This is a genomic window from Undibacterium sp. Di27W (assembly GCF_049340345.1).
Lineage (GTDB): Bacteria > Pseudomonadota > Gammaproteobacteria > Burkholderiales > Burkholderiaceae_D > Undibacterium.
This window is the reverse complement of sequence record NZ_JBMPOS010000020.1, coordinates 1-24,050: the sequence shown is the minus strand read 5'-3', so window position 1 is coordinate 24,050 and position 24,050 is coordinate 1. Positions and strand designations below refer to the sequence as shown.

General features: G+C 48.9%; 22 protein-coding genes and 1 tRNA gene. 6 read left to right on the top strand and 17 right to left on the bottom strand.

Annotated features, from left to right (window positions below):
• The first annotated feature begins 7 nt into the window (after positions 1-7).
• Positions 8-844 carry a CheR family methyltransferase gene (locus ACO0LF_RS28215; RefSeq protein WP_423020187.1) on the top strand — a complete coding sequence of 279 codons (837 nt, stop codon included), beginning with the start codon at positions 8-10 and terminating at the stop codon, positions 842-844.
• Positions 845-980: 136 nt separating this feature from the next.
• Here the strand turns inward: ACO0LF_RS28215 and ACO0LF_RS28210 are convergent, their stop codons facing one another.
• From ACO0LF_RS28210 to ACO0LF_RS28165, 10 genes are all read right to left on the bottom strand, one after another.
• Positions 981-2,108, bottom strand: coding sequence for a DNA topoisomerase IB (locus ACO0LF_RS28210; RefSeq protein WP_423020185.1), 1,128 nt, complete (start codon positions 2,106-2,108; stop codon positions 981-983).
• A gap of 355 nt (positions 2,109-2,463) precedes the next feature.
• The gene (locus ACO0LF_RS28205) at positions 2,464-2,661 is read right to left on the bottom strand and encodes a hypothetical protein (RefSeq protein ID WP_423020183.1); all 198 of its coding nucleotides are present in this window, start codon (positions 2,659-2,661) and stop codon (positions 2,464-2,466) included.
• 321 nt (positions 2,662-2,982) lie between these two features.
• On the bottom strand, positions 2,983-4,689 hold the full coding sequence (locus tag ACO0LF_RS28200; protein WP_423020181.1) for a cation:proton antiporter: 1,707 nt from the start codon (positions 4,687-4,689) through the stop codon (positions 2,983-2,985).
• Between the two features lie 385 nt (positions 4,690-5,074).
• On the bottom strand, positions 5,075-5,548 hold the full coding sequence (locus tag ACO0LF_RS28195; RefSeq protein WP_423020179.1) for a DUF2716 domain-containing protein: 474 nt from the start codon (positions 5,546-5,548) through the stop codon (positions 5,075-5,077).
• 250 nt (positions 5,549-5,798) lie between these two features.
• Positions 5,799-6,323, bottom strand: a complete 525-nt coding sequence (locus tag ACO0LF_RS28190) for a hypothetical protein (RefSeq protein ID WP_423020177.1) — start codon at positions 6,321-6,323, stop codon at positions 5,799-5,801.
• A gap of 111 nt (positions 6,324-6,434) precedes the next feature.
• Positions 6,435-6,965, bottom strand: coding sequence for a hypothetical protein (locus tag ACO0LF_RS28185; RefSeq protein ID WP_423020175.1), 531 nt, complete (start codon positions 6,963-6,965; stop codon positions 6,435-6,437).
• Between the two features lie 178 nt (positions 6,966-7,143).
• Entirely contained in the window at positions 7,144-7,809 is a 666-nt protein-coding gene (locus tag ACO0LF_RS28180; RefSeq protein WP_423020173.1) for a hypothetical protein, read from the bottom strand.
• A gap of 113 nt (positions 7,810-7,922) precedes the next feature.
• Positions 7,923-8,012, bottom strand: a tRNA-Ser gene (locus tag ACO0LF_RS28175).
• A gap of 108 nt (positions 8,013-8,120) precedes the next feature.
• A complete protein-coding gene (locus ACO0LF_RS28170) occupies positions 8,121-8,585 on the bottom strand; it encodes a rhodanese-like domain-containing protein (RefSeq protein ID WP_423020171.1) in 465 nt (154 codons plus the stop codon).
• Between the two features lie 256 nt (positions 8,586-8,841).
• Positions 8,842-10,650 (bottom strand): putative bifunctional diguanylate cyclase/phosphodiesterase, encoded by a 1,809-nt coding sequence (locus ACO0LF_RS28165; RefSeq protein WP_423020169.1) that lies wholly within the window; start codon positions 10,648-10,650, stop codon positions 8,842-8,844.
• Between the two features lie 618 nt (positions 10,651-11,268).
• On the opposite strand from ACO0LF_RS28165, the gene glnA reads away from it, so the two are divergent.
• The 4 genes from glnA (at position 11,269) to ntrC (ending at position 16,063) form a co-directional block, all read left to right on the top strand.
• A complete protein-coding gene (gene glnA / locus ACO0LF_RS28160) occupies positions 11,269-12,684 on the top strand; it encodes a type I glutamate--ammonia ligase (protein ID WP_110258329.1) in 1,416 nt (471 codons plus the stop codon).
• 150 nt (positions 12,685-12,834) lie between these two features.
• The gene (locus ACO0LF_RS28155) at positions 12,835-13,311 is read left to right on the top strand and encodes a DUF4124 domain-containing protein (RefSeq protein WP_423020167.1); all 477 of its coding nucleotides are present in this window, start codon (positions 12,835-12,837) and stop codon (positions 13,309-13,311) included.
• A gap of 86 nt (positions 13,312-13,397) precedes the next feature.
• Positions 13,398-14,471 carry a nitrogen regulation protein NR(II) gene (glnL, locus tag ACO0LF_RS28150; protein ID WP_423020165.1) on the top strand — a complete coding sequence of 358 codons (1,074 nt, stop codon included), beginning with the start codon at positions 13,398-13,400 and terminating at the stop codon, positions 14,469-14,471.
• A gap of 77 nt (positions 14,472-14,548) precedes the next feature.
• Positions 14,549-16,063, top strand: a complete 1,515-nt coding sequence (gene ntrC, locus ACO0LF_RS28145; protein ID WP_423020163.1) for a nitrogen regulation protein NR(I) — start codon at positions 14,549-14,551, stop codon at positions 16,061-16,063.
• A gap of 56 nt (positions 16,064-16,119) precedes the next feature.
• Here ntrC and ACO0LF_RS28140 read toward each other — a convergent pair whose 3' ends face one another.
• The 5 genes from ACO0LF_RS28140 to ACO0LF_RS28120 all read right to left on the bottom strand — a co-directional run bounded on the left by ACO0LF_RS28140 (position 16,120) and on the right by ACO0LF_RS28120 (position 19,553).
• The gene (locus ACO0LF_RS28140) at positions 16,120-16,644 is read right to left on the bottom strand and encodes a phosphatidylglycerophosphatase A (protein ID WP_423020161.1); all 525 of its coding nucleotides are present in this window, start codon (positions 16,642-16,644) and stop codon (positions 16,120-16,122) included.
• On the bottom strand, positions 16,641-17,609 hold the full coding sequence (gene thiL / locus ACO0LF_RS28135; protein ID WP_423020159.1) for a thiamine-phosphate kinase: 969 nt from the start codon (positions 17,607-17,609) through the stop codon (positions 16,641-16,643). The genes ACO0LF_RS28140 and thiL overlap by 4 nt, the downstream gene beginning before the upstream one ends.
• A 70-nt stretch (positions 17,610-17,679) precedes the next feature.
• Positions 17,680-18,867 (bottom strand): FAD-dependent oxidoreductase, encoded by a 1,188-nt coding sequence (locus ACO0LF_RS28130; protein WP_423020157.1) that lies wholly within the window; start codon positions 18,865-18,867, stop codon positions 17,680-17,682.
• 7 nt (positions 18,868-18,874) lie between these two features.
• Positions 18,875-19,039, bottom strand: coding sequence for a rubredoxin (locus ACO0LF_RS28125; protein ID WP_423020155.1), 165 nt, complete (start codon positions 19,037-19,039; stop codon positions 18,875-18,877).
• 34 nt (positions 19,040-19,073) lie between these two features.
• The gene (locus ACO0LF_RS28120; protein WP_423020153.1) at positions 19,074-19,553 is read right to left on the bottom strand and encodes a rubrerythrin family protein; all 480 of its coding nucleotides are present in this window, start codon (positions 19,551-19,553) and stop codon (positions 19,074-19,076) included.
• Between the two features lie 280 nt (positions 19,554-19,833).
• Between ACO0LF_RS28120 and ACO0LF_RS28115 the strand changes: the two genes are divergently transcribed.
• Positions 19,834-22,143, top strand: coding sequence for an NADP-dependent malic enzyme (locus tag ACO0LF_RS28115; RefSeq protein WP_423020151.1), 2,310 nt, complete (start codon positions 19,834-19,836; stop codon positions 22,141-22,143).
• A gap of 65 nt (positions 22,144-22,208) precedes the next feature.
• Here the strand turns inward: ACO0LF_RS28115 and ACO0LF_RS28110 are convergent, their stop codons facing one another.
• Together ACO0LF_RS28110 and alkB are read right to left on the bottom strand one after the other, a co-directional pair.
• Positions 22,209-23,114: a 5'-nucleotidase gene (locus tag ACO0LF_RS28110; RefSeq protein ID WP_423020149.1), complete on the bottom strand. Its 906-nt coding sequence runs from the start codon at positions 23,112-23,114 to the stop codon at positions 22,209-22,211.
• Between the two features lie 51 nt (positions 23,115-23,165).
• On the bottom strand, positions 23,166-23,819 hold the full coding sequence (gene alkB / locus ACO0LF_RS28105; RefSeq protein ID WP_423020147.1) for a DNA oxidative demethylase AlkB: 654 nt from the start codon (positions 23,817-23,819) through the stop codon (positions 23,166-23,168).
• Positions 23,820-24,050 lie beyond the last annotated feature (231 nt).

Here is a 24,050-nt window from a genome sequence, read left to right as displayed (position 1 = left end):
GCATCTGATGAACGCATTAAAAGTCGAGGAGATAGAACTCGATATACTGCTGGAAGCCATCTACCGTTACCACGGAGATGACTTCCGCGGTTTTGATCGTCTGGTCTTGATAGAAAAACTCAGCGCCATGATGACGCAGTCTGAGATCAAAACCTATTCGGCATTGCAAGACAGCATATTGCATGACAAAGAACAGTGGGATGCATTATTGCGTAAGCTGTTGCTCAACCCATCCCCATTGTTTGGCGAGCCACAGCGCATGCAATTCTTGCGCAAGCAATTATCGCCATGGCTGCGTTCACATGCACATACCCGAATATGGATGGCAGATTGTTCCAGCATTGAAGAAATCTACACGCTCGTCATCCTGCTTCAGGAAGAGCAGTTGTATGAAAAAACCAGCATTTACATCACTGCTTCCAATGCGGCGCTGCTGCAGGAAATGGCGGATACGGGCTACCCTGTCGAGAAATTTCCTGAGTATGAAAGAAACTATCTTGCAAGTGGCGGGAATGGTAGCTTGGGCGACTACTTCCATGAAGAAAATGGCAGGCTGATATTAAAGCATGATTTTCAAAAAAATCTCATCTGGTCGCAGTTCAGCCTGGTCACAGATACCTCATTTAATGAGTTTGAATTAATCAGCTGTCGCAATGCGCTCGCCAGTTTTGGTGTGGCCTTGCGTAACAGGGCATTGCGCTTGTTCGCCGCCAGCCTGACACCCTTTGGCATGCTGGATGCAGATTTAGCCAGCAGCAATGGTAATAATGGCAGCAAGATCAATATGGCCTGGCATTACCAGGCTATTTCGCATGAATATGGATTGTATCGCCACCATCCTTAATAAAGACGGTGACTTTGATTTTGCAGGAGCGGCTTTAGCCGCGAATAATTTACCGCGCTGATTATTTTCAGATTGTACAGATTTAGCGGCTGAAGCCGCTCCTACAGGGCGCGCAGGTACTTGGATATTTACCAAATTATCTCTGCCATTTTTCCAGAAGCCTGGTCAATATTGCCTCATCTTCCCCCAGCTTGGCTTTCGCTTTCTTTGCGGCGCGGCTACAGGCCCGCCATTCTTCTGCCAATGTCCCCTGCATATATGAAATCGCCACTTGCGGATGAATATAGCATTTACGGCAAACTGCCTGGGTATTACCCAGTTTCCTGGCGACTTGGCTAATTGCCTCGACCAGGTTTTTACGCGCTTCTGCCTGCGTTTCTGCTACGCCTATTTCCAATAAAGCTTGCACGGCAAATGTCGTACCTGCCCAGGTCCTGAAGTCCTTGGCGGTGAAATCGCCATTGGCTGCACTGCGTATGTAATCGTTGACATCGGTAGAATTGACGGCATGTGGATGACCATCTTCATCCAGATATTGAAAGACAGTCTGGCCAGGAAGATCCATCATTGATTTGATGATACGGCATAGTCTTGGTGCCCGCAGGGTGATGGCATGCTGCACACCGCTCTTGCCACGAAAATCAAACTGCAATTGTGTGCCGCTCAGATGTACATGCTTGTCTCTCAGTGTCGTGATGCCGTATGACTGGTTGGTGCGCGCATATTCATCATTGCCTATGCGCATGCAGGTATTTTCTATCAATGAGACCACAGTGGCGATGACTTTTTCGCGTGGCAATCCCTTCATTGCCAGCGAGTGGCTGACTTTTTCCCGTATCAAGGGCAAGGCTGATGCAAACTGCAGCATATTGTCATATTTGGCCTCATCCCTGATGCTGCGCCAATTCTTGTGGTAGCGGTATTGTTTGCGTTGTCGCGCATCTCTTGCCGTCGCCTGTATATGGCCATCTTCTTGCGCACATATCCATACATCAGTCCATGCTGGTGGGATGGCAAGTGACTTGATGCGTGAGAGTATCTGGTCATTCTTGACGGGCTTGCCTTGCGGGTTCAGATATTTGAATGCTGTTTTCCCACTTCTTTTGATGGGCAATCTGCGGATTCCCGGCGTCTGATCGCTGACATAAGACAAGCCTGCTTTTTTTGCAGCAAATTGCACGTCACTTTTTATCAATGCAACAGTTTGCTGGCTCTTGATTGCAGAGCTGGTGGACCGTCCATTTGCAGATGTCAGGGATGTCATGTCTCAAACTATTTTTTAGATTTAGATTGAGTGTCAGAGTAATGCAGAGCTGGGTAAGCCTGTATCAGACTATTTGATATGGCAGAGTAGGAGAATGGCTAATCAGTGAACTGCAACGATTTCGGTAACACTATCCAGAAGCGCAAGAAGACAGGGACAGGAATGCCTGGGGTGCATTGGCAGAAGTAATCGATGCCATGCAATGAATTTAACAGGTTTGGAAATAGTAAAATATCCTGACGCATGCCATGCATACATCAACTCCATATTTCCAAACCTGTTCTTTCCTTATGCGGCCATAGCAATTACTCACGTAATGACACAGTCGCTGCTATGAGTACATAGCAATAAGGAGTTAACGATTTTTGGAATCGGAAGCGGATTTGGAATCGTTACGTTGAGAATTGCCATTGCTGTTATTGCCACTGGCAGATTTGGAGCCTTGGGCATCATTTTTGTTACTTTGCTGACCGGATTTCACATGTTGCTCGTGAGTGCCGCCTTGAGAGTTACCAGATTTTTGAGATTGGTTGTTGTTTGCTTGAGTAGGCATACTTTAACTCCTTAAAGTTTTCCGCTGAGTGCCGCGGTCGCATTTCACTGATCGCTTGCAATCAGTAAGGCAATGATAGTTGCAAAAAATTATAGAGGGAGTAGGACAGACGTAGGAGAACACGCTCTATGCATGTCGGATGATGCAAGCGCTCTGACTTTTAATACGGCTAGGGGCTGCAACGCAACAAGGGCGGTTTTGCGTGATTTCTGGACAGTAAAGTCTCCCGGCCCCATGTTAAGTCATCATGGTTGTATGCTGCGCATGAACCGCTTATTGCGCTGCTTATTACTCTGCTTATTACTCTACTTATTACGCTATTTAATGCCCGGCATCGCCCGGCTTGAAGCGATTTAATACATGTGTCGCCATGCCTTTTGCCAGTTCTTCTTCACCATAAAAGACTACACCTATCTCTTCCTTGCGCAAGAGTAGGGATTCGTCTTCGCTATGCGTGCGCAACAAAACTTCAATGCCGGGGTTAAGGGTGCGGGCAGTTTTTGCCATTTGTCGCACATTCAAGGTATCTGGTGTTGCCACCACCAGCATTGCGGCATTGGTGATGTGCGCCTGTATCAATACTGCCGGGTCGGCAGCATTACCTGAGACAGCAGCGATGCCTTTCTTGCGCAAATCCTCTACCACCTCCCGATTCTGCTCTGCCACCACATAAGGGATGCCGCGTTCATCCATGGCAAGCGCAATACGACGACCAACTCTGCCATAACCCACTAACACAACCTGGCCTTCCAGATATTTTCGTTCGGTCGTCATTGGTAGTTCAGCGTAGGGGTCTTGTCTTTGATCGAGTTCACGCGCCAGGTCAGAGTGCGACAAAGCCCATTTCCTGATTGGCCCTATCAATGTAAACAAGAAAGAATTCAAGCCTATAGAAATCAGCACGCCCGCCAGTATCAGGCTCATACCCTCTTGCGGCAACAGGCCCAGCGACAAACCCAAACCAGCCAGGATGATGGAGAACTCACCAATCTGCCCCAGGCTCGCACCTATCGCCAGCGCTGTATTGAGCGGGTAACGTAACAAGATCACCAGCACAGAAGAAGTAAAGAAGTTGCCCAGTATGACTATCGCCACCACGCACAGCACACTCAATGGTTGCGTCGTCAAAATCGCAGGGTCAAACACCATGCCCACTGACACAAAAAATAAAACTGAAAACGCATCACGCAAAGGCAATGATTCTTCCGCCGCACGATGACTGAACTCTGATTCCCGCATGACAGTGCCAGCAAAGAATGCACCCAGCGCAAACGACACGCTGAATACGACAGAGGCACCATAAGCAATGCCAATTGCAGATGCCACCACTGACAGCGTGAACAATTCACGCGAACCAGTACGTGCCACCTGCCACAACAACCAGGGCAAAGCACGGCGACCAACCACCAGCATCAATGCTATAAAGGCCGAAACCTGCAGTAAGGTTTTAACTATTGTGATCCACAGTGGCGTCGTACTCTCGACCACTGCCGTTGTGCTGCCCAGCACGCCCGCCAAAGGTGGTAGCAACACCAGTACCAGCACCGTCACTAAATCCTGCACCACCAGCCAGCCCACTGCAATGCGGCCATTCATGGTGTTCAACAGATTGCGTGTTTCCAGTGACTTCAACAACACCACCGTACTGGCACAAGCCAGCGATAAACCAAAAATCAATGATCCACCCACACTCCAGGTCCACCATGACGCAATCGCCATGCCCACAGCCGTGGTGATCCCCATCTGCAATACCGCTCCGGGAATAGCAATGCGCCGCACTGCCAGCAAATCAGCAGGTGAGAAATGCAAGCCCACCCCAAACATCAGCAGCATCACACCTATCTCCGACAATTGCGAAGCAATATGTACATCCGCCACAAAGCCTGGCGTGGCAGGGCCAATCACGATCCCCGCCAGTAAATAGCCAACCAGGGCAGGCACCTTGATTTTTTCGGCAATAAAGCCAAGTACAAGTGCCCCGGCAAAAGCGGCAGCGACGGTAGTGATCAACGAAATGCTGTGGTCCATTCGGCTCCTTGAATGTCATCACCCGCTTCGTAGCGCGTGATCGAGTTTGAAGTGATTGAGTATTCGGACGCCATCATTTGCATGTGGCTTGCGGTAGGTATTGCTGTATTTCGAGTAGCCAAGTATCAAGTACTTCAAACTACTTGAAGGAGAGCATACTTGGCTTTGTTGGTGCAGTGGGAAATACTAGAGTTAATATTGCTGTTGGTCAAGAAATTTGGTTTGGCCTTAGGCTGAGATATGCTTATTGGAAAAGATACTTTTGAGCATTTTAAGTCTCACATTGCAAGAGAAGCTTAAAATTGTAGTAGTTCTGCGTAATACTATTTGCAGTATGCTTGCGAATCGATGACGGGAGGGTTGCATATACGCAGCTTATGTGGGTTTAGGTTATATCATAGCCACCAGCGTTTCGAATGACCTTCGCAAGCATTACAGGTTTTTGTTTGATGATGGCGCGTGCAAAAGCTTCACCAAAAATACAAATACTATATTCCCATGGGTGTCCAAAAGTGCCAATGCGCATGTCTTTCGATAGAAATATGGCGTAGTCCCCGTCAGGAAAACCATTTACCCAGAAATCAGTCGCTGTCTTATTATTGAGTGCAAAGCATTCGTGCTGCCAATCAAGATAATAGAATTCTTGGGATTCAGGGATGCACTCTGCAAAAGCGCTGAAAATAGCGTTCCTGAGTTCATCAATCATGTCGTCATCATAGTCCCGAGCCAGTAAGAACGTGATGGCATCATCAGGTTCTTTTATCGCAGGGAATGGCCCTTTGACCGATGGGCGAAATGCGAAATTTTTCTGAAAATTGTCCCACACTTCGGAATATTCGTTATCGACAAGACGTCGCATAGTTTTTTCTCTAATGAATGGTAATGCCAATTAAGGCATATAGGTGGGTTAGTTATTCGTACCTATTGGGGCTTGGGTTCAGAGTATTTTTCTACTTTTAGGCGTAGGTTTTAGTCTAGAAGAGCGCAGTAGATTATCTCTCGTAGGTGCGACTAGTGCAATGTAATCGCCCGCATGTCGAGCCTAAAAAATATCAATGAGATTAAGAAATTATGCGCGCGAATACACAGAGTTTTCGCACCTACGTGGGTTAATTGTTTGGTTTCATATCATCGACAATTTCAAGCCGCGCGATATCGTTGCCGCAGTGATGTATGCGGACATACAGGCCTTCTTTCATGGGGCCGCCAGCAATAGAAGACGTATTAAAACCTGCGGAGACATAGTGATTTGCGTAATAGAAATGCTCGCCTCTGACATCGAATGATTCGTCGGATTTCCTTTTTTCTTTTGGAGCTATCTTAAAATTTTCGACCCTGCCTTCTACACGCTTGCATTGACCCTGTTCGTAGGCGCTGCGCAACTCCGTATAATCAGAGTAAGTGCTGTGGAATGAGGTAATAGTCCATATGCAGGAAAACCCAAAAAAGAAATAAAAAAACCAAGGACTTTGCCCCCAAAGCCTGGCTTTCGAGCCTGGTGGGTTCTGGCGCTTGTGGATGAAATGAAAAAACAGCATCACCGCGCCAATAGTGACAACGATTAGCCCGGATGCCGGAAAAGTATAGGATTTATATCCGGCCTGTGTAATGTCGAAAACGATAGTTGAAGTCATGTTTATCCTGATGTGAGCAATTTCGCTGGCGCTACGTCACACCAGCAGCAGACACAGGTTTTGTCTGTGTCTGGCAGGCGCATTGCATCAATCATATTCGCGCCTGCATGGCTAATTATTTGGCTTCACGTCGTCAATAATTTCAATTCGGGCGATGTCACCCTCGCAGCGATCAATGCGCACATGCAAGCCATTTTTCATTTGCCCACCATAGGCAGCTGTTGTCTTATAGCCCGCAGTGTTGCCCGGGCTTGGATAAGCGAAGTGCCTGGTGCCAATCTCGAAAGATTCTACCGATTCACTTGTCACATCTTTACCAGGTACGAAATGCTCGATTGTTCCATCGGTTATTTCACATTGCCCTTTTTCATAGGCAGAACGAAGCACGGTGTAATCCGCATGGGCCTTCCTGGCATAGATTGCAGCGACTACCAAACCTAAGGCAAGTATCAGAAATGGCAGGGCGCGGCTTAGTTTGTCATAGAACCAACTAAAGCCGTGCGCCGTTGATGCTTTTTTCTTGTACAGCCTTTTCATGACAAGTTGAATACTGCCTATTGCTATATAGAAGGCAACAGGTGTCCAATTTATACTAGATTGCCAGCTGATTTGCGTGATGTCGAAAACGATGGTTGAAGTCATGTTTATCCTGATGTAGTGGCCATTAAAAATAATGCATGCGAATATGCAAGCTATTCGCACCTACACGGCAAGAGCAAGTAGAAGCAATATTGATCGCATCTTTTCCGTCAGATGTCTTGAAATTGAATTGGGTAGATTGGTTTGGGTTGTCTCTGATTGAATTTATATTAATCTTGGTTTATTTTGATGCCATCATGGAGCTCACATAAATCTCAATATCAGGGATAAGTTTTTCAAGCAGCAGCCCAACCGCCTTGGCTTTTCCTTGATAGGCGTTGGTATTCATTTTTTCCCAAATCGAGTCTTTTTCATCTGAAGAAAAGTGATATGTTTTTGCGAAAGGCTTTTCACCTCCGCTCAGTTGCATTTCTACATCAAGCGTATATATCTGCATGCCCGGGTTGTAATATGTTTTTGGAAAAACAATCTCAATCTTTAGATCAGGTGGGATATCTGATGTATTTATCCTGGCTATTTGCAAGCGGGAGAGTTCAGACTTTAATACGATGCCACAGGTTTGCTGATCCTTTTCAGTAAACTGTAGTTCCTTGAAGGAAGGTACTTCAATTGGTATATATACGCCTGGCGCTGTTGTGACGGTGATATACGAGGAGCCAGCCTTAGCTGAGCCTGAGCTTATATTCACGGCTGCAGTTTTCGTTGAAATAATATTGGCTTTATTTGGATAGGTGACAGTTTCCAAAGGGATAGGGGTAATGCATCCCGTAAGGAGGCTAGTCAATAAAATAAGTAGCAAGAACGAGGTGCGCATAATAAATGATTTGTTTAGTTTTTTTAGTTGGGTGTGAGATTGCAAAAATAATGACGCGATATAAGCAGACATACAAAATTTGGTCTTGTTCAGCCAAGCAATCTTGCTCAAGGTAAATTGAGCTGAATATTATTTTTGCATAAAAACAAAAAGCCCTTGGAATCATCCAAGGGCTTTTATATTCATGGCGGAGAAGGGGGGATTCGAACCCCCGGTAGGGATAAACCTACGCACGCTTTCCAGGCGTGTGACTTAAACCACTCATCCACCTCTCCTGCATTCGCTAGTAACTTGCCGTAACAGCGAAGTCCGCTATTCTAGCAAAGCAAACTTCAATATGGAAGCTTTTTCTTGTTTTTTGTAAATCTTGTTTATGCATCAAGTTAAGCACCCAGCCATGGCAGGCCCTGCTGGCACCAGCCGCCCAGGGTTTTTCTGTGGCCTTGTTCGTCCTTGTCGCCTTCAAAGCCTTGCCGGATGTCAAAGCAATTGGTGTAGCCGTTTTCTGTTGCCAGCTTGGCGCCGTGGCGGGAGCGTACGCCGGAGCGGCAGAGGAAGAGGATGATGCTCCCCTTGTCTGCTGCGCTGGTTTGCAGTTGCGCCAGGAAGTCTGGGTTGGGTGTGCCGCCGGGGTAGAGGCTCCATTGTACGGCCAGGTGTTGCTCTGGATGGATGTTGACCCTGCCTACCCAGTCGCGTTCGGCATTGGTGCGCACGTCGATGAGTAATACCTTGCTGTCACTTTGCAGCAGGGCATAGGCTTCTTGCGGGGTGACTGCGCCAGCATAGGGCAGGGCTTGTTCCTGGCCGCGCTGGCGGGCGGTTTGCAGGGTTTGATCTGTGGACATGGTGGTTCCCTTGATGAAATGGCGATTGCAAAAAAGTACTTCTGATGTGTCCGCTAGTTTATATCAGGGCTTGCGCAAAATTGTCCCAGCAAGGCTATCGCCTTAGGAAACCTCTCTTGCAAGAGAGGTTCGTTCCGTCGGCAGTCAACATGTTGTCTGAAACCCCGACTACACCGTAGCGACGAAGACAGTACTTTAGTACCGAATTTACTAAATGCGGGAGCTGCAACGCAGCTCGGGCGGTTTTGCATAAGTCCTATATTAAATCTAAATCGGCGCTGGGTTTGCCGTACAGGTAACCCTGATAGGAAAGGCAGCCTTGCTGTTGCAGGAAATCGCGCTGGCCTATGGTTTCCACGCCTTCAGCAATCACGGCCAGGCCCAGGCTCTGGCCCAGGGCAATGATGGTCCTGGTGATGACGGCGTCATTGGTATTGCTGAGGATATCGCGGACGAAGGATTGGTCTATCTTGAGTTGATCCAGCGGCAGGCGCTTGAGATAGGAGAGTGAAGAGTAACCGGTGCCAAAGTCATCCAGTGAAAATCCCACGCCTGTGGTTTTTAGTTGGTTCATCTTTTCTATGGTGGCTTCGACATTGTCGACCAGCAGGCTTTCGGTCAATTCCAGTTTGAGTTTGCTGGCATCGATCTGGTGGCGGGCGATGTTATCCAGTATTTGTGCGACAAAATCGTTTTGCCTGAATTGACGGGCGCTGACATTCACAGCCAGTGTGCGTTTTTTTGTATCTTCGCTGTTTTGCCATTCTGCCAGTTTGGCGCAGGCGTTATCCAGTATCCAGGCACCCAGGCTGAGGATGAGGCCGGATTCTTCTGCCAGGGGGATGAAGTCAGATGGTGGCACCAGGCCCTTTTGTGGATGCTGCCAGCGCACCAGGGCTTCTGCGCCTGTGATCTGGCCTGCGCTGTTGACCTGTGCCTGGTAATATAAAACGAATTGTCCTTGTTGCAGCCCATGGCGCATATCGGCTTCGAGGGCGGCGCGGGTGTTGACGATGTCGAGCATGTCTTTGTCAAAGAAACGGAAGCTGTTGCCGCCGCTGGCCTTAGCTTCATACATGGCGACTTCAACCTGTTTCAACAATTCTTCTGCCGAGCTATTTTGTTTGTCAAACAGGGTGATGCCTATGCTGGCGCTGCTGTGGTATTCGATGTGTTCAAGCTCATAGGATGCACGCAGGTCGGCCTGTATCTTGGTAGCGATCATTTGGGTTTCTATCGCGGTTTCCCGTATGTTGTCGCTGAGTTCTTCGAGTAACAAGACAAATTCATCGCCTCCATAGCGGGCCAGGGTGTCGCCTTTGCGTATGCTGTGTTCCAGGCGTTTCGCGACCACTTGCAAGAGCATGTCACCTCTGCCATGGCCACTGCTGTCATTGATGGTTTTGAAATTATCCAGATCAAGGAAGAGCACTGCGCCATACAGATTGCTGCGGCTCTTTGCCAGCAGGCTGTGTTGCAGACGGTCTATTAATAGTCTGCGGTTGGCCAGCCCGGTCAGCGGGTCGTGATAGGCCAGGTGCTCGAGTTTGGCCTCTGCTGCTTTTCTCTGAGTAATGTCCAGCATGGTGGCGACATAGTTGATGACCTGGTCGCGCTGGTTTTTGACGGCAGTAATGGTCAGCCATTCTGGATAGACTTCACCATTTTTCCTGCGGTTCCAGATTTCGCCTTGCCAATAGGCATTGGCGTCCAGTTGCTTGCCCATGTCTTCATAATAGCCAGCACCATGCAGCCCTGATTTGAGTAGACTGGTTTGTTTGCCCAGTGCTTCTTCGCGGCTATAGCCAGTGATGCGGGTGAAAGCATTGTTGACGCGCAAAATGGTGCGGTGCTGGTCGGTGATGACCATGCCTTCCTGGGCCTCAAAGGCAATGGCGGCGATGCGCAAGTCTTCTTCTATGTGTTTGCGCTTTGCCCGCTGTTTGCAAATGATTTTTTTGAGCCGTTTTTTTTGCTCACCTGCTTCTTGCCGCAGTCTGATCAGTTTCAGTGTCACGGAGGTGCTTGCCAGCAAGGACAGGACAAAGCTCAGGGCGGCAAGCAAAAATGGCTTTCGCCGGCTGGGGTGGGGCAACATAATATATAAGCTGAAAAAAACACTGCCAGCGAAGCGGCAGTTCTGTGCTGGATCTTTGTGACTGGCACGCGGTCAGACTGGTAAAGATGGTGACAGTCTAAATGAGTGTCGATTTCACATACGTCTATGCAAAGAAAAGTTGATTTTGATCAAGCTTGCTTATTTTTTATGAAATATTTTGCACGAGCTGACACTATAAAATGGAGTCGTTTTTGATAAACTTAAAAACGCACCAAAAAAATGCGCGGCAGCAGCTTTAAATTAATAATGCACCAAAATTGATCTTTTTATTTTCGGCGCATTGTTTTGGTGCAATCTGTGTTTTGCCTGTTTGTTAAGCTGTTTTACTTTTGCTCAGGAAAACGCCACAAAAACAAGCATTTAACAAATTTCGTATTTATATATACACGATCTGGATGATGGCATGGTTTCTGCTATTATCCCCGGTGAGTTGAGCCGCCAGGTGGATGTTGTTGGTAGGGGCAGTAAGATAAGGTTTGTCTATTGTTTCATATCGCACAAAACTGGCAGGCGCAGCACTCAGCAATTTCCGAATTTATTTTTTAGCTCTCAGAGGAGTTTCACATGGCAATGACAGCCGCAGAAGTCTTGAAAATGGCGAAAGATAACGAAGTCAAATTCGTTGATTTTCGTTTTGCTGATACCCGAGGCAAAGAACAGCACGTAACTGTTCCAATTTCCCAGTTCGACATCGATAAATTCGAATCTGGCCACGCATTTGACGGCTCGTCTATCGCTGGCTGGAAAGGTATTGAAGCATCTGACATGTTGCTGATGCCTGATCCATCTACTGCCAATATTGATCCATTCTTTGAAGAAACCACATTGTTCATGCAATGTGACGTGATCGAGCCATCTGATGGCAAGGGCTATGACCGCGATCCACGTTCCATCGCGAAACGTGCTGAAGCTTATTTGAAATCCTCTGGCATTGGTGACACCGCTTACTTTGGCCCAGAACCAGAATTCTTCATTTTCGACAGCGTACGCTGGAAAGTGGATATGTCTGGCTGTTTCGTCAAGATTGATTCTGACGAAGCTTCCTGGACGACAGGCGAGAAACTGGAAGGCGGCAATACTGGCCACCGTCCTACGGTCAAAGGCGGTTACTTCCCGGTTCCTCCAGTCGACAGCTTTCAGGACATGCGTTCTGAAATGTGTTTGATCCTGGAATCCCTGGGTATCCCGGTTGAAGTGCATCACCATGAAGTGGCTGGCGCTGGTCAAAATGAAATCGGCACCAAGTTCTCTACTCTGGTAGAGCGCGCTGACTGGACACAAAACCTGAAATACGTAGTCTGGAATGTTGCCCACACTTATGGCAAGACAGCGACTTTCATGCCTAAGCCTATCGTTGGCGACAACGGTTCTGGCATGCACGTGCATCAATCCATCTGGAAAGATGGCAAAAACCTGTTCGCTGGCGACGGCTATGCTGGTTTGTCTGATTTCGCCCTGTACTACATCGGCGGTATCATCAAGCATGCAAAAGCATTGAATGCGATCACTAATCCAGGTACCAATTCTTACAAACGTCTGGTGCCAGGCTATGAAGCTCCAGTGAAACTGGCTTACTCTGCCCGCAACCGTTCTGCTTCCATCCGTATTCCTTACGTTGCCAATCCTAAGGGCCGCCGTATCGAAACACGTTTCCCTGATCCACTGGCTAACCCATACCTGTGCTTTGCTGCATTGATGATGGCGGGTCTGGATGGCGTACAGAACAAGATTCATCCTGGTGAAGCAGCCAGCAAAGATCTCTACCATTTGCCACCAGAAGAAGATGCATTGATCCCAACAGTGTGTGCATCTCTGGAAGAAGCACTGGAAGCATTGAATAAAGACCGCGAGTTCCTGACACGCGGTGGTGTATTCAGTGACAGCATGATCGATGCCTACATTGATTTGAAAATGCAAGAAGTACAACGCTTCCGCATGACAACTCATCCTGTTGAATTCGACATGTATTACTCTCTGTAATTTGAGTAAAGTCTGAGTAAATAGACAAAAAAGCGAGGGTAACCTCGCTTTTTTTGTTACAAATGCTAATTTCTCAGTAATTGTGTTGCAGCGCTGCATGACATACACTATCAGTCTGTTAATGATTATTGCTTTCCTATGAATCGACTTTTGTCAGGCCTTATTCTCTTTATTGGTGTGCAGGCGTTTGCCTATGCGCAGGGTGATGTGTACCTGTGCGTGGATGATAATGGTAAAAAAGAATACAAAAATACAGGCGCAGTCAAAGGTTGCAAGAAGGTGGATTTGCAGGGTATCACCGTTGTTCCGGCGCCAACATTGCCTGCGCCGGGTAAGAAACCGCAAGGCAAACCGGCCAGCAGCCCTAATGACTTCCCTAAAGTGGATGAAGGCACACAAAAAGCCAGAGATTCAGACCGTAAACAGATTTTGATGGATGAATTGAAGAACGAAGAGCAAAAACTCGCCAATCTGAAGAAAGAATACAATAATGGTGAGCCTGAGCGCCGCGGTGATGAAAGAAATTTTGCCAAATACCAGGAACGCACCAATTTGATGAAAGAAGACGTCAGCCGCACCGAAAAGAACATAGAAGCACTGAAACGTGAAATTGCCAATGCGAAATAAGTTGCCAGTGTAAAAGAGTAAATTGCTGTTCGGGCATGATGCTTGCGTAAAGGTCGCTCTGTGCGGCCTTTTTTTATGGACAATTTTTGAAAACTCCACTTACCTCATTTGCTGGCCTGGATTTGCTGACTTCAGCCGTGATTGTGCTGGATGCTGAGGGCAGTATTTTATTTGCCAATGCGGCTGCTGAAAACCTGCTCGATTCTTCTTTCAAGTCGCTGACGCATCTGAATCTGACGGACCTGTTCCTGAATGGCCAGGAATTGACTACCGTTTTCCATCAGGCGGTCGCCCACCAGTTTGCTGACAAACGCCAGGATCTGACGCTGGAGCGGGCAGGGCGCGATCCCTTGCATGTACACAGTATCGTGACGGCCCTCGATAATCCTGAGACACCGGTCTTGATAGAGTTGCGTGAAAACGTGCAGCAGCTCAAGCTCGACAGAGAAGAGCGCATGCTGGACCAGAGCAAGGCCAATAAGGAGCTGATCCGTAATCTGGCCCATGAAATCAAGAATCCCTTGGGTGGCATACGTGGTGCAGCACAATTGCTGGAGCTGGAATTGCCCGAGCGGCACTTGCGTGAATTGCGTGAATATACCCAGGTCATCATCAAGGAGGCCGACAGGCTGCAGACGCTGGTAGATCGTTTGCTGGCACCGCATCGCCTGCCTCATATTGTCGGTGACGTCAATATCCATGAAGTCTGTGAGCGTGTGCGCAGCCTGATTGTTGCGGAATTTCCGCACGGTTTAAGCATCAAGCGTGACTATGATTTATCCATACCTGAATTTCGAGGCGACAAAGAACAGCTGATACAGACAGTCTTGAACATTGCCCACAATGCCGCGCAAGCCCTGAATGAGCGTATAAGGCAGGGCGATGCCGTGCTGACTTTCAAGTCGCGCGTGGTGCGCCAGATCACCTTGGCCAAAGTACGCTACAGGCTGGCATTAGACTTGCATATCATTGATAACGGTCCGGGCATCCCGCCTGAGATACGCAACCGTATTTTCTATCCCCTGGTGTCGGGCAAGGAAGGCGGTAGCGGTCTGGGCTTGACGCTGGCACAAACTTTCGTTGAACAACACATGGGTGTCATCGAATGCGAGAGCCGGCCGGGATGTACGGATTTCCGGATACTGATACCACTACCTTGACTAGGGCTGTGGCAAAGTGGCGGCACCAAAAGTGCTCCTTCTATCGATATGCTTAACACAGACTGCAAAACGACAATATGAAACCAATCTGGATAGTGGACGACGATGATTCAATTCGCTGGGTGCTGGAAAAAGCCCTGGCGAGAGAAAACCTGGCAACTCGCAGCTTCACCAATGCCAGAGATGCGATGAATGCCTTGCAAAGCGATACGCCGCAGGTACTGGTGTCGGATATACGCATGCATGGCGCCTCCGGTCTTGAACTCTTGCAAACTGTCAAAGCCAAATACCCAGGTTTGCCAGTGATTATCATGACAGCGTTTTCTGATCTGGAATCGGCAGTGGCGGCTTTTCAGGGTGGGGCTTTTGAATACATGGCCAAGCCTTTCGATCTCGACAAGGCAGTTGAGTTGATACGCCGCGCACTGGATGAAAGCCTGCGCGAATCCAGTGTAGAACAAAGCATCTCTGAAACACCGGAGATACTGGGCCAGGCACCTGCCATGCAAGATGTGTTTCGTGCCATTGGTCGTTTATCGCAATCGAACGTGACAGTAATGATTACGGGCGAGTCTGGCAGTGGTAAAGAATTGGTGGCGCGTGCCTTGCACAAGCATAGCCCACGCGCATCCCAACCTTTTATCGCCCTGAATACGGCAGCGATCCCCAAAGATTTGCTGGAGTCGGAATTATTTGGTCATGAACGCGGCGCTTTTACTGGTGCACAAACTACACGCCGCGGTCGCTTCGAACAGGCTGAAGGTGGCACCTTGTTCCTCGATGAAATCGGTGACATGCCTTTTGATTTGCAAACGCGTTTGTTGCGGGTGCTGTCGGATGGGCATTTTTATCGCGTAGGTGGACACCAGCCCATGAAGGCAAATGTGCGCGTCATCGCCGCAACCCACCAGAATCTGGAAACCCGCGTCAAAGATGGCTTGTTCCGCGAAGACTTGTATCACCGCCTGAACGTCATCCGCCTGCGCCTGCCCAGTTTGCGCGAACGCCGTGAAGATATTCCGTTGTTGACCAAGTACTTCTTGAATCAGAGCGCCAAGCAATTGGGTGTGGATGTCAAGCGCATGTCTGAACCTGCCTTGCAATTTCTGTCCAGCCTGGATTTTCCGGGCAATGTCAGGCAGTTGGAAAACCTGTGTAACTGGATTACCGTCATGGCACCCGGGCAGACTGTCGAGGTCCCTGACTTGCCACAAGATCTGGTGCCGATTGCTGCAGTTTCAACTCAGGTGCCAATAGCGCATGGTGTCAATGATGCGGCTGTCAGGAGTAACGAATACCAGTCAGGTGTTCCAGCACCAATCAATGGCAGCAGTCTTCCTGACAAAGCGGCATATAGAAGTGGCGAGAGCTGGGTTTCCTTGCTTGAGGCAGAGGCAACAGCCATGCTGGCAGAAGGTCAGTCAGAAGTGATCGATAAGCTGGGTCGCTGTTTTGAATCCGTCGTCATCAAGGCAGCATTGCGCCATACTCATGGTCGCAAGAATGATGCAGCGATACGCCTGGGCATAGGCAGGAATACCATTACCCGCAAGATTCAGGAGCTGGGGATAGATGGGGTGAAGGATGAATAAGTATTCTTCAATATGAAACAGTAAAAATAATGGCTGCAAATTGCAGCCATTATTTTTTAGAAACAGCGCCAGAGTGCAAAGCTCAGCAGGCAAAAGAAAGCTGCCACAATATCATCCCACATCACACCAAAACCGCCTTTGAAACGGCGGTCAAAATACCCTATAGGCGGTGGCTTGACCATGTCAAAAAACCGGAAGCCAATAAACGCCCACAGCTGGGTTTGCCAATCGGCAGGGACGATGAATAGCAACACCAGCCAAAAAGCAATGATCTCATCCCACACCATGCTGCCATGATCGGCGACACCCATGTTCTTGCCCGTGACATGGCAAGCCCATACACCAACGGTGAAACCAATGACAATGATGGCAAGCCAGTTAAGGGTGGTAAATACCTCAGGCCAGCGGCTGGATAATACGTAAAAACTTAACCACGCAAACAGAGTGCCTGATGTGCCGGGCATAATGGGTGATAAGCCGCTGCCAAAACCCTGGGCCAGAATATGGGCAGGGTGACGCAGCATGAAGCGCCAGCCTGGGTGGGTGACGATGGCTGTCTGGCCGTTTTCTAAAGTGCTCATGGATTGACGAAATGATCGAAGGATTTATATTGCAGATGCACTGGTTTGCCATCGTCATCAACTAAGCGCAAGCCCGCATCTGCTTCTATCTGGCCTATGCGGGTGACAGTAGTTTGGGATTTTGCGGCAGCAGCGATGACTTGTTCTCTACTGCTTGCTGGCGCAGTAAAGCACAGTTCATAATCATCGCCACCGTTCAGTGTAAATTGCCTGCGCAGCTCCTGTGGCTGGGTTTGTAAGACCGGACCAGCGGGCATTTGATCTATAAACAGGCTGGCACCCACTTGTGACTTTTCCAGGATATGACCCAGATCACCAGCGAGGCCATCAGAAATATCCAGTGCCGCATGGGCTATGCCGCGCAAGGCCATGCCCAGTGCTATACGCGGGCTGGGCTGGTGCATGCGTGTTGCCGCCAGTTGGTGATCAGGTTCGCTGAGAGTGACTTCTTTCCAGTAGCCCGCTAAAGCCAGGCGGGCATCACCCAGTGTGCCGGATACCCAGATATCATCGCCAACTTTGGCAGCATCACGGCGCAGGGCGGTACCGGGAGGCAGTTCACCGAAGATAGTGATACAGATATTCAGTGGGCCCTTGGTAGTGTCACCACCTATCAGGTGACAATGATGTTCATCCGCCAGTGCCAGCAAGCCGCGAGAAAACTCTGCCAGCCAATCCTGATTTGCTTCAGGCAGGGATAAGGCCAGGGTAAACCCCAGTGGCTCAGCACCCATGGCAGCCAGGTCAGATAAATTCACCGCCAGACATTTATGGCCCAGCCTGTACGGGTCAGCATCCGGGAAAAAGTGACGGCCAGATACCAGCATGTCACTGGAAATAGCCATCTGTTTACCGGGGCTGGGGTTGAGCAGGGCGCAATCATCCCCTATGCCGAGGGCGATGCGGCTGTCTTGGGTACTGTGCTGCGCAAAGTAGCGCTTGATGAGATCAAATTCGGAAAGCATGCGCGCATTGTACCTAAGCTGCTTCAGGATTCAAGATAAACCCCCGACACCCTCGGTACTGCGCGCTTGTTCAGTTCAGCCGGGTTGCTTGTGCTTCTGTTAATTCTGCAATCAGCGCATTTCTGGACTTGGCATCTTGCGGGGCGACTGCAAATCCATGCAATTTTTTGCTTTTATCAAAGTAGCGGCTGATAGTGACACCTTCAGTATGGTTTGATTCCCACAAGCCTGATTTACTGACCGCAAGCGCAGGTGGGATCAGTGCAACCGGGTAGCTGGGTGTCTTTACCAGTACTGCAGACGGTTTCATGTCTATGGCAGTCAATTGACCTGTCAGGCTTAGTGCAATTGCCCTGGCTGCTGTCATGATAGGTGCAACATAGGGCATCAGACTGTAGCTGCCATCGGCTTGTCTGTACTGCGCGCAATCTCCAAGCGCGAATATCCCGGGCACGCTGGTCTGGCCATACTCATTGATGACAATGCCGCGATCAGTCTGCAATTGTGCTGCCTGCGCCAGACGTATATCAGCCCGTAAGCCGACTGCCGACAAGACGGCATCGGTGTTAAAACTCTCGCCATTGGATAGCCTTACTTGCAAGGCATTATCCAGTACATCAATCTGGGTGGCAGTGGTGCCCAGTTTGAGTTGTACACCTTTAGCGCTCAAGGCAGCATGCAAGCCTTGTGAAATAGCTGTCGGTGCCAGCGCAGCGAGCGGCAGGGTGTTTGGGTCTATCAAGGTCACTTCATGTCCTGCACTGGCCAGGTCATCACTGAATTCACAGCCTATCAAACCTGCTCCCAGTATGGTGACCCTGGCCTTGTCACCGGCTTGTGCCAACTTGTCGCGGAACACGGCATAATCGGCCAGATTATTGACCGATAAAACCTGGTCTGCCGCGTTACCAGCGATAGGCAGTCGTATAGCTTGCGCACCAAGCGCCAGTACTAGTTGCGCATAGCCAAATTCTCCCACCTTGGTTTGCAGGGTCTGCGCCTTTGTATCAATGCTGCTCGCCAGAGTTTTGGTCAGGATAGTGGCAGTCAGTTCGGCTGCCATCTGATCTACCGTTTTGCTTTGCAATTGCTGCGGCTGCTTGCCCATGGCAAAAGCATTCGACAGCATGGGCTTGGAATAAAAACCGCCATCATCGCCAGTGATGATCAGCAAGGGTGTGGTCTTATCAAGCTTGCGGAATTCTCTGGCGACTGTATAGCCAGCCAGGCCGGAACCGATGATGGCGATGGGTTTCATGATTACCTCAGATTTCTATCATGTCAAAATCAGCTTTGGCGACGCCGCAATCAGGGCATGCCCAGTCAGCCGGAATATCATCCCAGCGTGTGCCAGCGGCGATGCCTTCTTCTGGCAAGCCTTTGGATTCTTCATAGATAAAACCGCATACGATGCATTGGTAAGTTTTCATGGTGTCCTCTGTGTTTGATGAAATGTTTTGTGGCTCAGGCTGGATTGGCTTCCAGTACGGCGCGGTAGTGATTGGCGTGGCGCTCTTCTACCTTGGCCAGAGCAGCAAAACGTTTTGCCGCAATTTCTAAAGTCCGCTTAAAGTTTTCAGCGTGTTCCTTAGATTCTGCGATTTGCTCATCGTATTCAGCGACAGCAGCCTGGTTGCCTTCTTCCACAGCGAGGTGGCGGAATTTTGGGTACATTTCTGTGTATTCATAAGTCTCACCTTCGATAGCAATTTCCAGGGCACGCTGTGGTGTCAACTGGGTTTTGGGATAGAGCAAATCCAGATGACCAAAAGCATGCATGACTTCTTGATCAGCGGTTGCTTCAAATGCTTCTGCAATGTCTATCGCACCTGCTTCACGTGCCAGTTTGGCGAAATAGCGATATTTGATATGGGCCATGGATTCGCCAGCAAAGGCGGATTCAAGGTTCTGGATGGTGACGGATGGGTTTGCCTGGGTGCTCATAATGCTCTCCTTGGTTATTAACGGTGCTTTAGGGTGTTGTTTGCATTTGCTATCAACATGAGATGCATAATAGATTTTAATAATCAATATTCAAAGATAATTGATTTTATTGATTCAATAGTCAGTGACTATGGATTCTTGCCTAGCAGAATAAATTGCATTTGGTTATGCCAGAAAAGCATAAGAGTCGTACAAATACGTATAAAGTTAGAGGGTTCCCTCTGCTAGAATCTCTACCAGTAAGATTTCCGTAAGCAAAAATAGAAAGAAGGCCAAGGACATGGATTCGTCAGATCAAAAAGAACAAATACGTCAACAATTGCGCCAGGCAGCGCTGGAATATCATGAATTTCCGACTCCTGGCAAAATCAGTGTCACTGCTACCAAGCAATTGACAAATCAACGTGATCTGGCTTTGGCGTATTCCCCCGGCGTGGCTGCCCCTTGTGAAGAGATCGTCGCCGATCCAACTGCAGCATTTAAATACACTGCCCGTGGCAACCTGGTGGGTGTCATTACTAACGGTACTGCGGTACTGGGTCTGGGTAATATCGGCCCATTGGCATCCAAGCCGGTGATGGAAGGTAAGGGCGTACTGTTCAAGAAATTCGCTGGTATTGATGTATTTGATATCGAAATCAGTGAGTCTGACCCTGATAAGCTGGTCGATATCATTGCCTCTCTGGAGCCTACATTTGGCGGTATCAATCTCGAAGATATCAAAGCACCTGAATGCTTCTATATAGAACGCAAACTGCGTGAACGTATGAAGATACCGGTCTTCCATGATGACCAGCACGGTACGGCAATCATCGTTGGTGCAGCAATCCTGAATGGCTTGAAAGTCGTAGGTAAAACCATCAGAAACACCAAGCTGGTTGTTTCTGGTGCTGGTGCTGCGGCCTTGGCCTGCCTGGATTTGATCGTCGATCTGGGTTTCCCGCTCGAAAATATCTTTGTCACCGATCTGGCTGGCGTGGTTTATAAAGGCCGCGTCGAATTAATGGACCCGGACAAAGAGCGTTTTGCCCAAGAAACCTCAGCCCGTAGCCTGCGTGATGTCATGCCTGACGCGGATATTTTCCTCGGCTTGTCAGCTGCTGGTGTGCTCAAGCAGGATATGGTCAAGCTGATGGCGCCAAATCCCTTGATCCTGGCTTTGGCTAACCCTACGCCAGAAATCCTGCCTGAAGAAGTCAAGGCTGTGCGTGATGATGCCATTATGGCGACTGGTCGCTCTGACTTCCCGAATCAAGTCAATAATGTCCTGTGTTTCCCGTATATTTTCCGTGGCGCTCTGGATTGCGGTGCAACCACCATCACACGTGAAATGGAAATCGCGGTTGTGCATGCGATTGCTGAACTGGCACAGGCAGAGCAATCAGACGTAGTGGCTTCTGCATATGGCATTAGCAATCTGTCCTTTGGGCCTGAATACCTGATACCTAAACCTTTTGATCCTCGTCTGATGATCAAGATTGCCCCAGCAGTGGCAAGAGCGGCAGAGCAGTGCGGTGTGGCTGTTCGTCCTATTCAGGATATGCAGGCTTATGTAGAAAAGCTGCAGCAATTCGTCTACCACAGTGGTACTTTTATGAAGCCACTGTTCCAGATCGCCAAAAAAGCACCTGCTGACCGCAAGCGTATCGTCTATGCAGAGGGTGAGGAAGAAAAAGTCTTGCGCGCAGTGCAGGTCATCGTTGATGAAAAGCTGGCTGCGCCTATCCTCGTGGGTCGTCCACACATCCTCGATCAGCGCATAGAAAAATTTGGTTTGCGTCTCAAAGCAGGCGTTGATTTTGAAGTCATCAATCCAGAACAGGACGACCGTTATCGCGATTACTGGCAGACTTATCACCAGATGACTGCCCGCAAAGGCGTGACCGAGCAATATGCCAAACTGGAAATGCGCCGCCGTCATTCCCTGATCGGTGCCATGATGATCCATAAAGGTGATGCAGACGGCATGATCTGCGGCACTTTTGGCACAACTGGCCTGCATTTGAATTACATCAATCAGGTATTGGGCAAGCGCGAAGGTGTGAATGTCTATGCCGCCATGAATGGCCTGGTCTTGCCAGATCGTCAGTTGGTCCTGGTTGATACGCATGTCAATGAAAATCCGACGGCAGAGCAAATTGCCGAGATCACGATTCTGGCAGCAGAAGAAATGCGTCGCTTTGGCTTGTTGCCCAAAGCAGCCTTGTTATCCCATTCAAATTTTGGTTCCAGCAATAGCGAATCCGCACAAAAAATGCGTGCAGCACTGGCGATTATTCAGCGTGATGCACCAGACCTTGAAGTCGATGGTGAAATGCATGGTGACACTGCGCTCGATACCAGCTATCGCAAAAAAATGATGCCTGATTCAACATTGAAGAGCGATGCCAATTTGCTCGTCATGCCAAATATCGATGCAGCAAATATTGCCTATAACTTGTTGAAAACAACCGCAGGTAATAATGTCGCGATTGGCCCTATCTTGCTGGGTTGTGCCAAGCCCGTGCACATATTGACGCCATCGGCAACGGTGCGCCGCATCGTCAACATGACAGCTTTGTGTGTGGTGGACGTACTCGCACAACGTTAATCTGCCGTCAGATGTAAAAAAGCCAGCCTGATAAATTAGGCTGGCTTTTTTTGTTTTGCGGCGATTTATTTTCCTTGTTTGACTGGCACCCGGCCAGTCGGCACGACATTCGACGCATGCAGACAATGGCCATGCTGATCATCAAAAAACATATGCGGCTTGAAGGCTGCCAGTACGGCAGATTTGTTAACGCCACCCATGAAGAAGGTTTCATCAATCGCGATATTCCAGGCGCGCAACGTACGTATGACGCGCTCATGTGCTGGTGATGCACGTGCAGTGACCAGAGCAGTACGTAGTGGGAAGGCACGCCCATCCGGCGTTTTGAAATTATTCTGCAAGTAGGATAAGGCCAGCAGCAGTCTGGCGAAAGGCCCTTCAGGCAAGGGCTTCAAGGCATTTTCTCTTTCATGCTGTTCAAAGGCTTCCACACCACGCTCCTGATAAATACGTTCTGATTCATCCGAGAAAATAACTGCATCGCCATCAAAGGCAATGCGTATTTGCTCGGGGTCGGCGGCGTTTTCCGGTAAGCGATATAACATTGCCGATGCCACGCCAGAATTGATGGCGGCTTGCACATCATCTTCATGCAGGGATAAAAACAGGCTGACATTAAAAGCCAGCAAATAGGGCGCCAGTGGCGATCCGCCAGACAGGGCCGCGCGCGTAATATCCAGACCATAGTGAGCAATGGAATTAAATATACGCAAAGACGTCTCGGATGAATTGCGCGACATGATGACAACTTCCACCAGTCTGTGGCCAGGCGTCAGTGCATTAAGTTTCAACAAGGCTTTGACCAGGGCAAAAGCTGCCCCTGGTTTTAATATACTGTTTTCTTCCTTGAGTTGATGCTGGCGATAGGCATCCAGACCTTGTTCCTGAAAAATGGCTTCTTCCGCCTCCAGATCGAACAGGGCGCGCGAAGAAATTCCTATGACTAAAAGATTGTCTAACGAAAATGGCATATGGGATTATTCGTCTTGTTATTTGGTGATGAGATAAAAGCGGTATTCTATCTATATAGCCTGGCGAAATGTCAGATTGATTCTTTGTGTCCCCAATAGAGGATGTGCTGCCTCTTTAATTGGAGCGACGCCATGGTAACGTAATCTGGCTGGGCCGCCCCAGACCACCACATCACCATGTGCCAGATGGTAACGCTGGACGGGGTCAGTGCGTTGCATGCCACCAAAAAGAAATGTCGCCGGTATCCCTAGTGAGAAAGACACGATAGGTGCACCAAATTTCTTTTCGTCTTTATCCTGATGGAGACTAAGGCGTGATCCCACCTGATATTGATTGATCAGGCAGCTGTCTGGTGTAAAGCCAGAAAAACCAGCTTCTTGTGCTGCTTGCACTGCAAGCGAAGAAAAACTGTCAGGCATAGCAGGCCAGTGCTCGCCATTTTCCGGATCATATGCGCTATAGCGATAACCATCACTATCAGATACCCAGCCCACTTTGCCACAGCAAGTCATCGCGACTGACATGCGATGGCCGTTGGGAGTGCGCAAGTGCCGGAAAGGGTGTTTGCTTGATATTTGCTGTATGCCATCCAGCAATGCAGTTTCGTGAGGTACTGAAAAATGCCTGAGTATCAGTGCGCCTTCACAGATGGATTCCGTCCAGGGCTGTATGTCACTTACGTCGTCAAAGAGTGAATAGTTCATTGCTTGGCTTTTGCTTGCGCATCTTCATTTCATGGGTTCATGATTCATATATATACATAAGCCTAATTCATTTTTTATAAGTTTGGCGGCTTAAGTAAATTTCTCTTGCAAAGCCTGCGATAAATTTGCTATAGTCCGCCTCCCGCTGAAGAGCGGGCGAAGATAGGAGTAGTGATGGGGTTTGAGCGAAAGAAATGACGCAGAAAACCTGGAGCTGTAAATAGCCTGAAG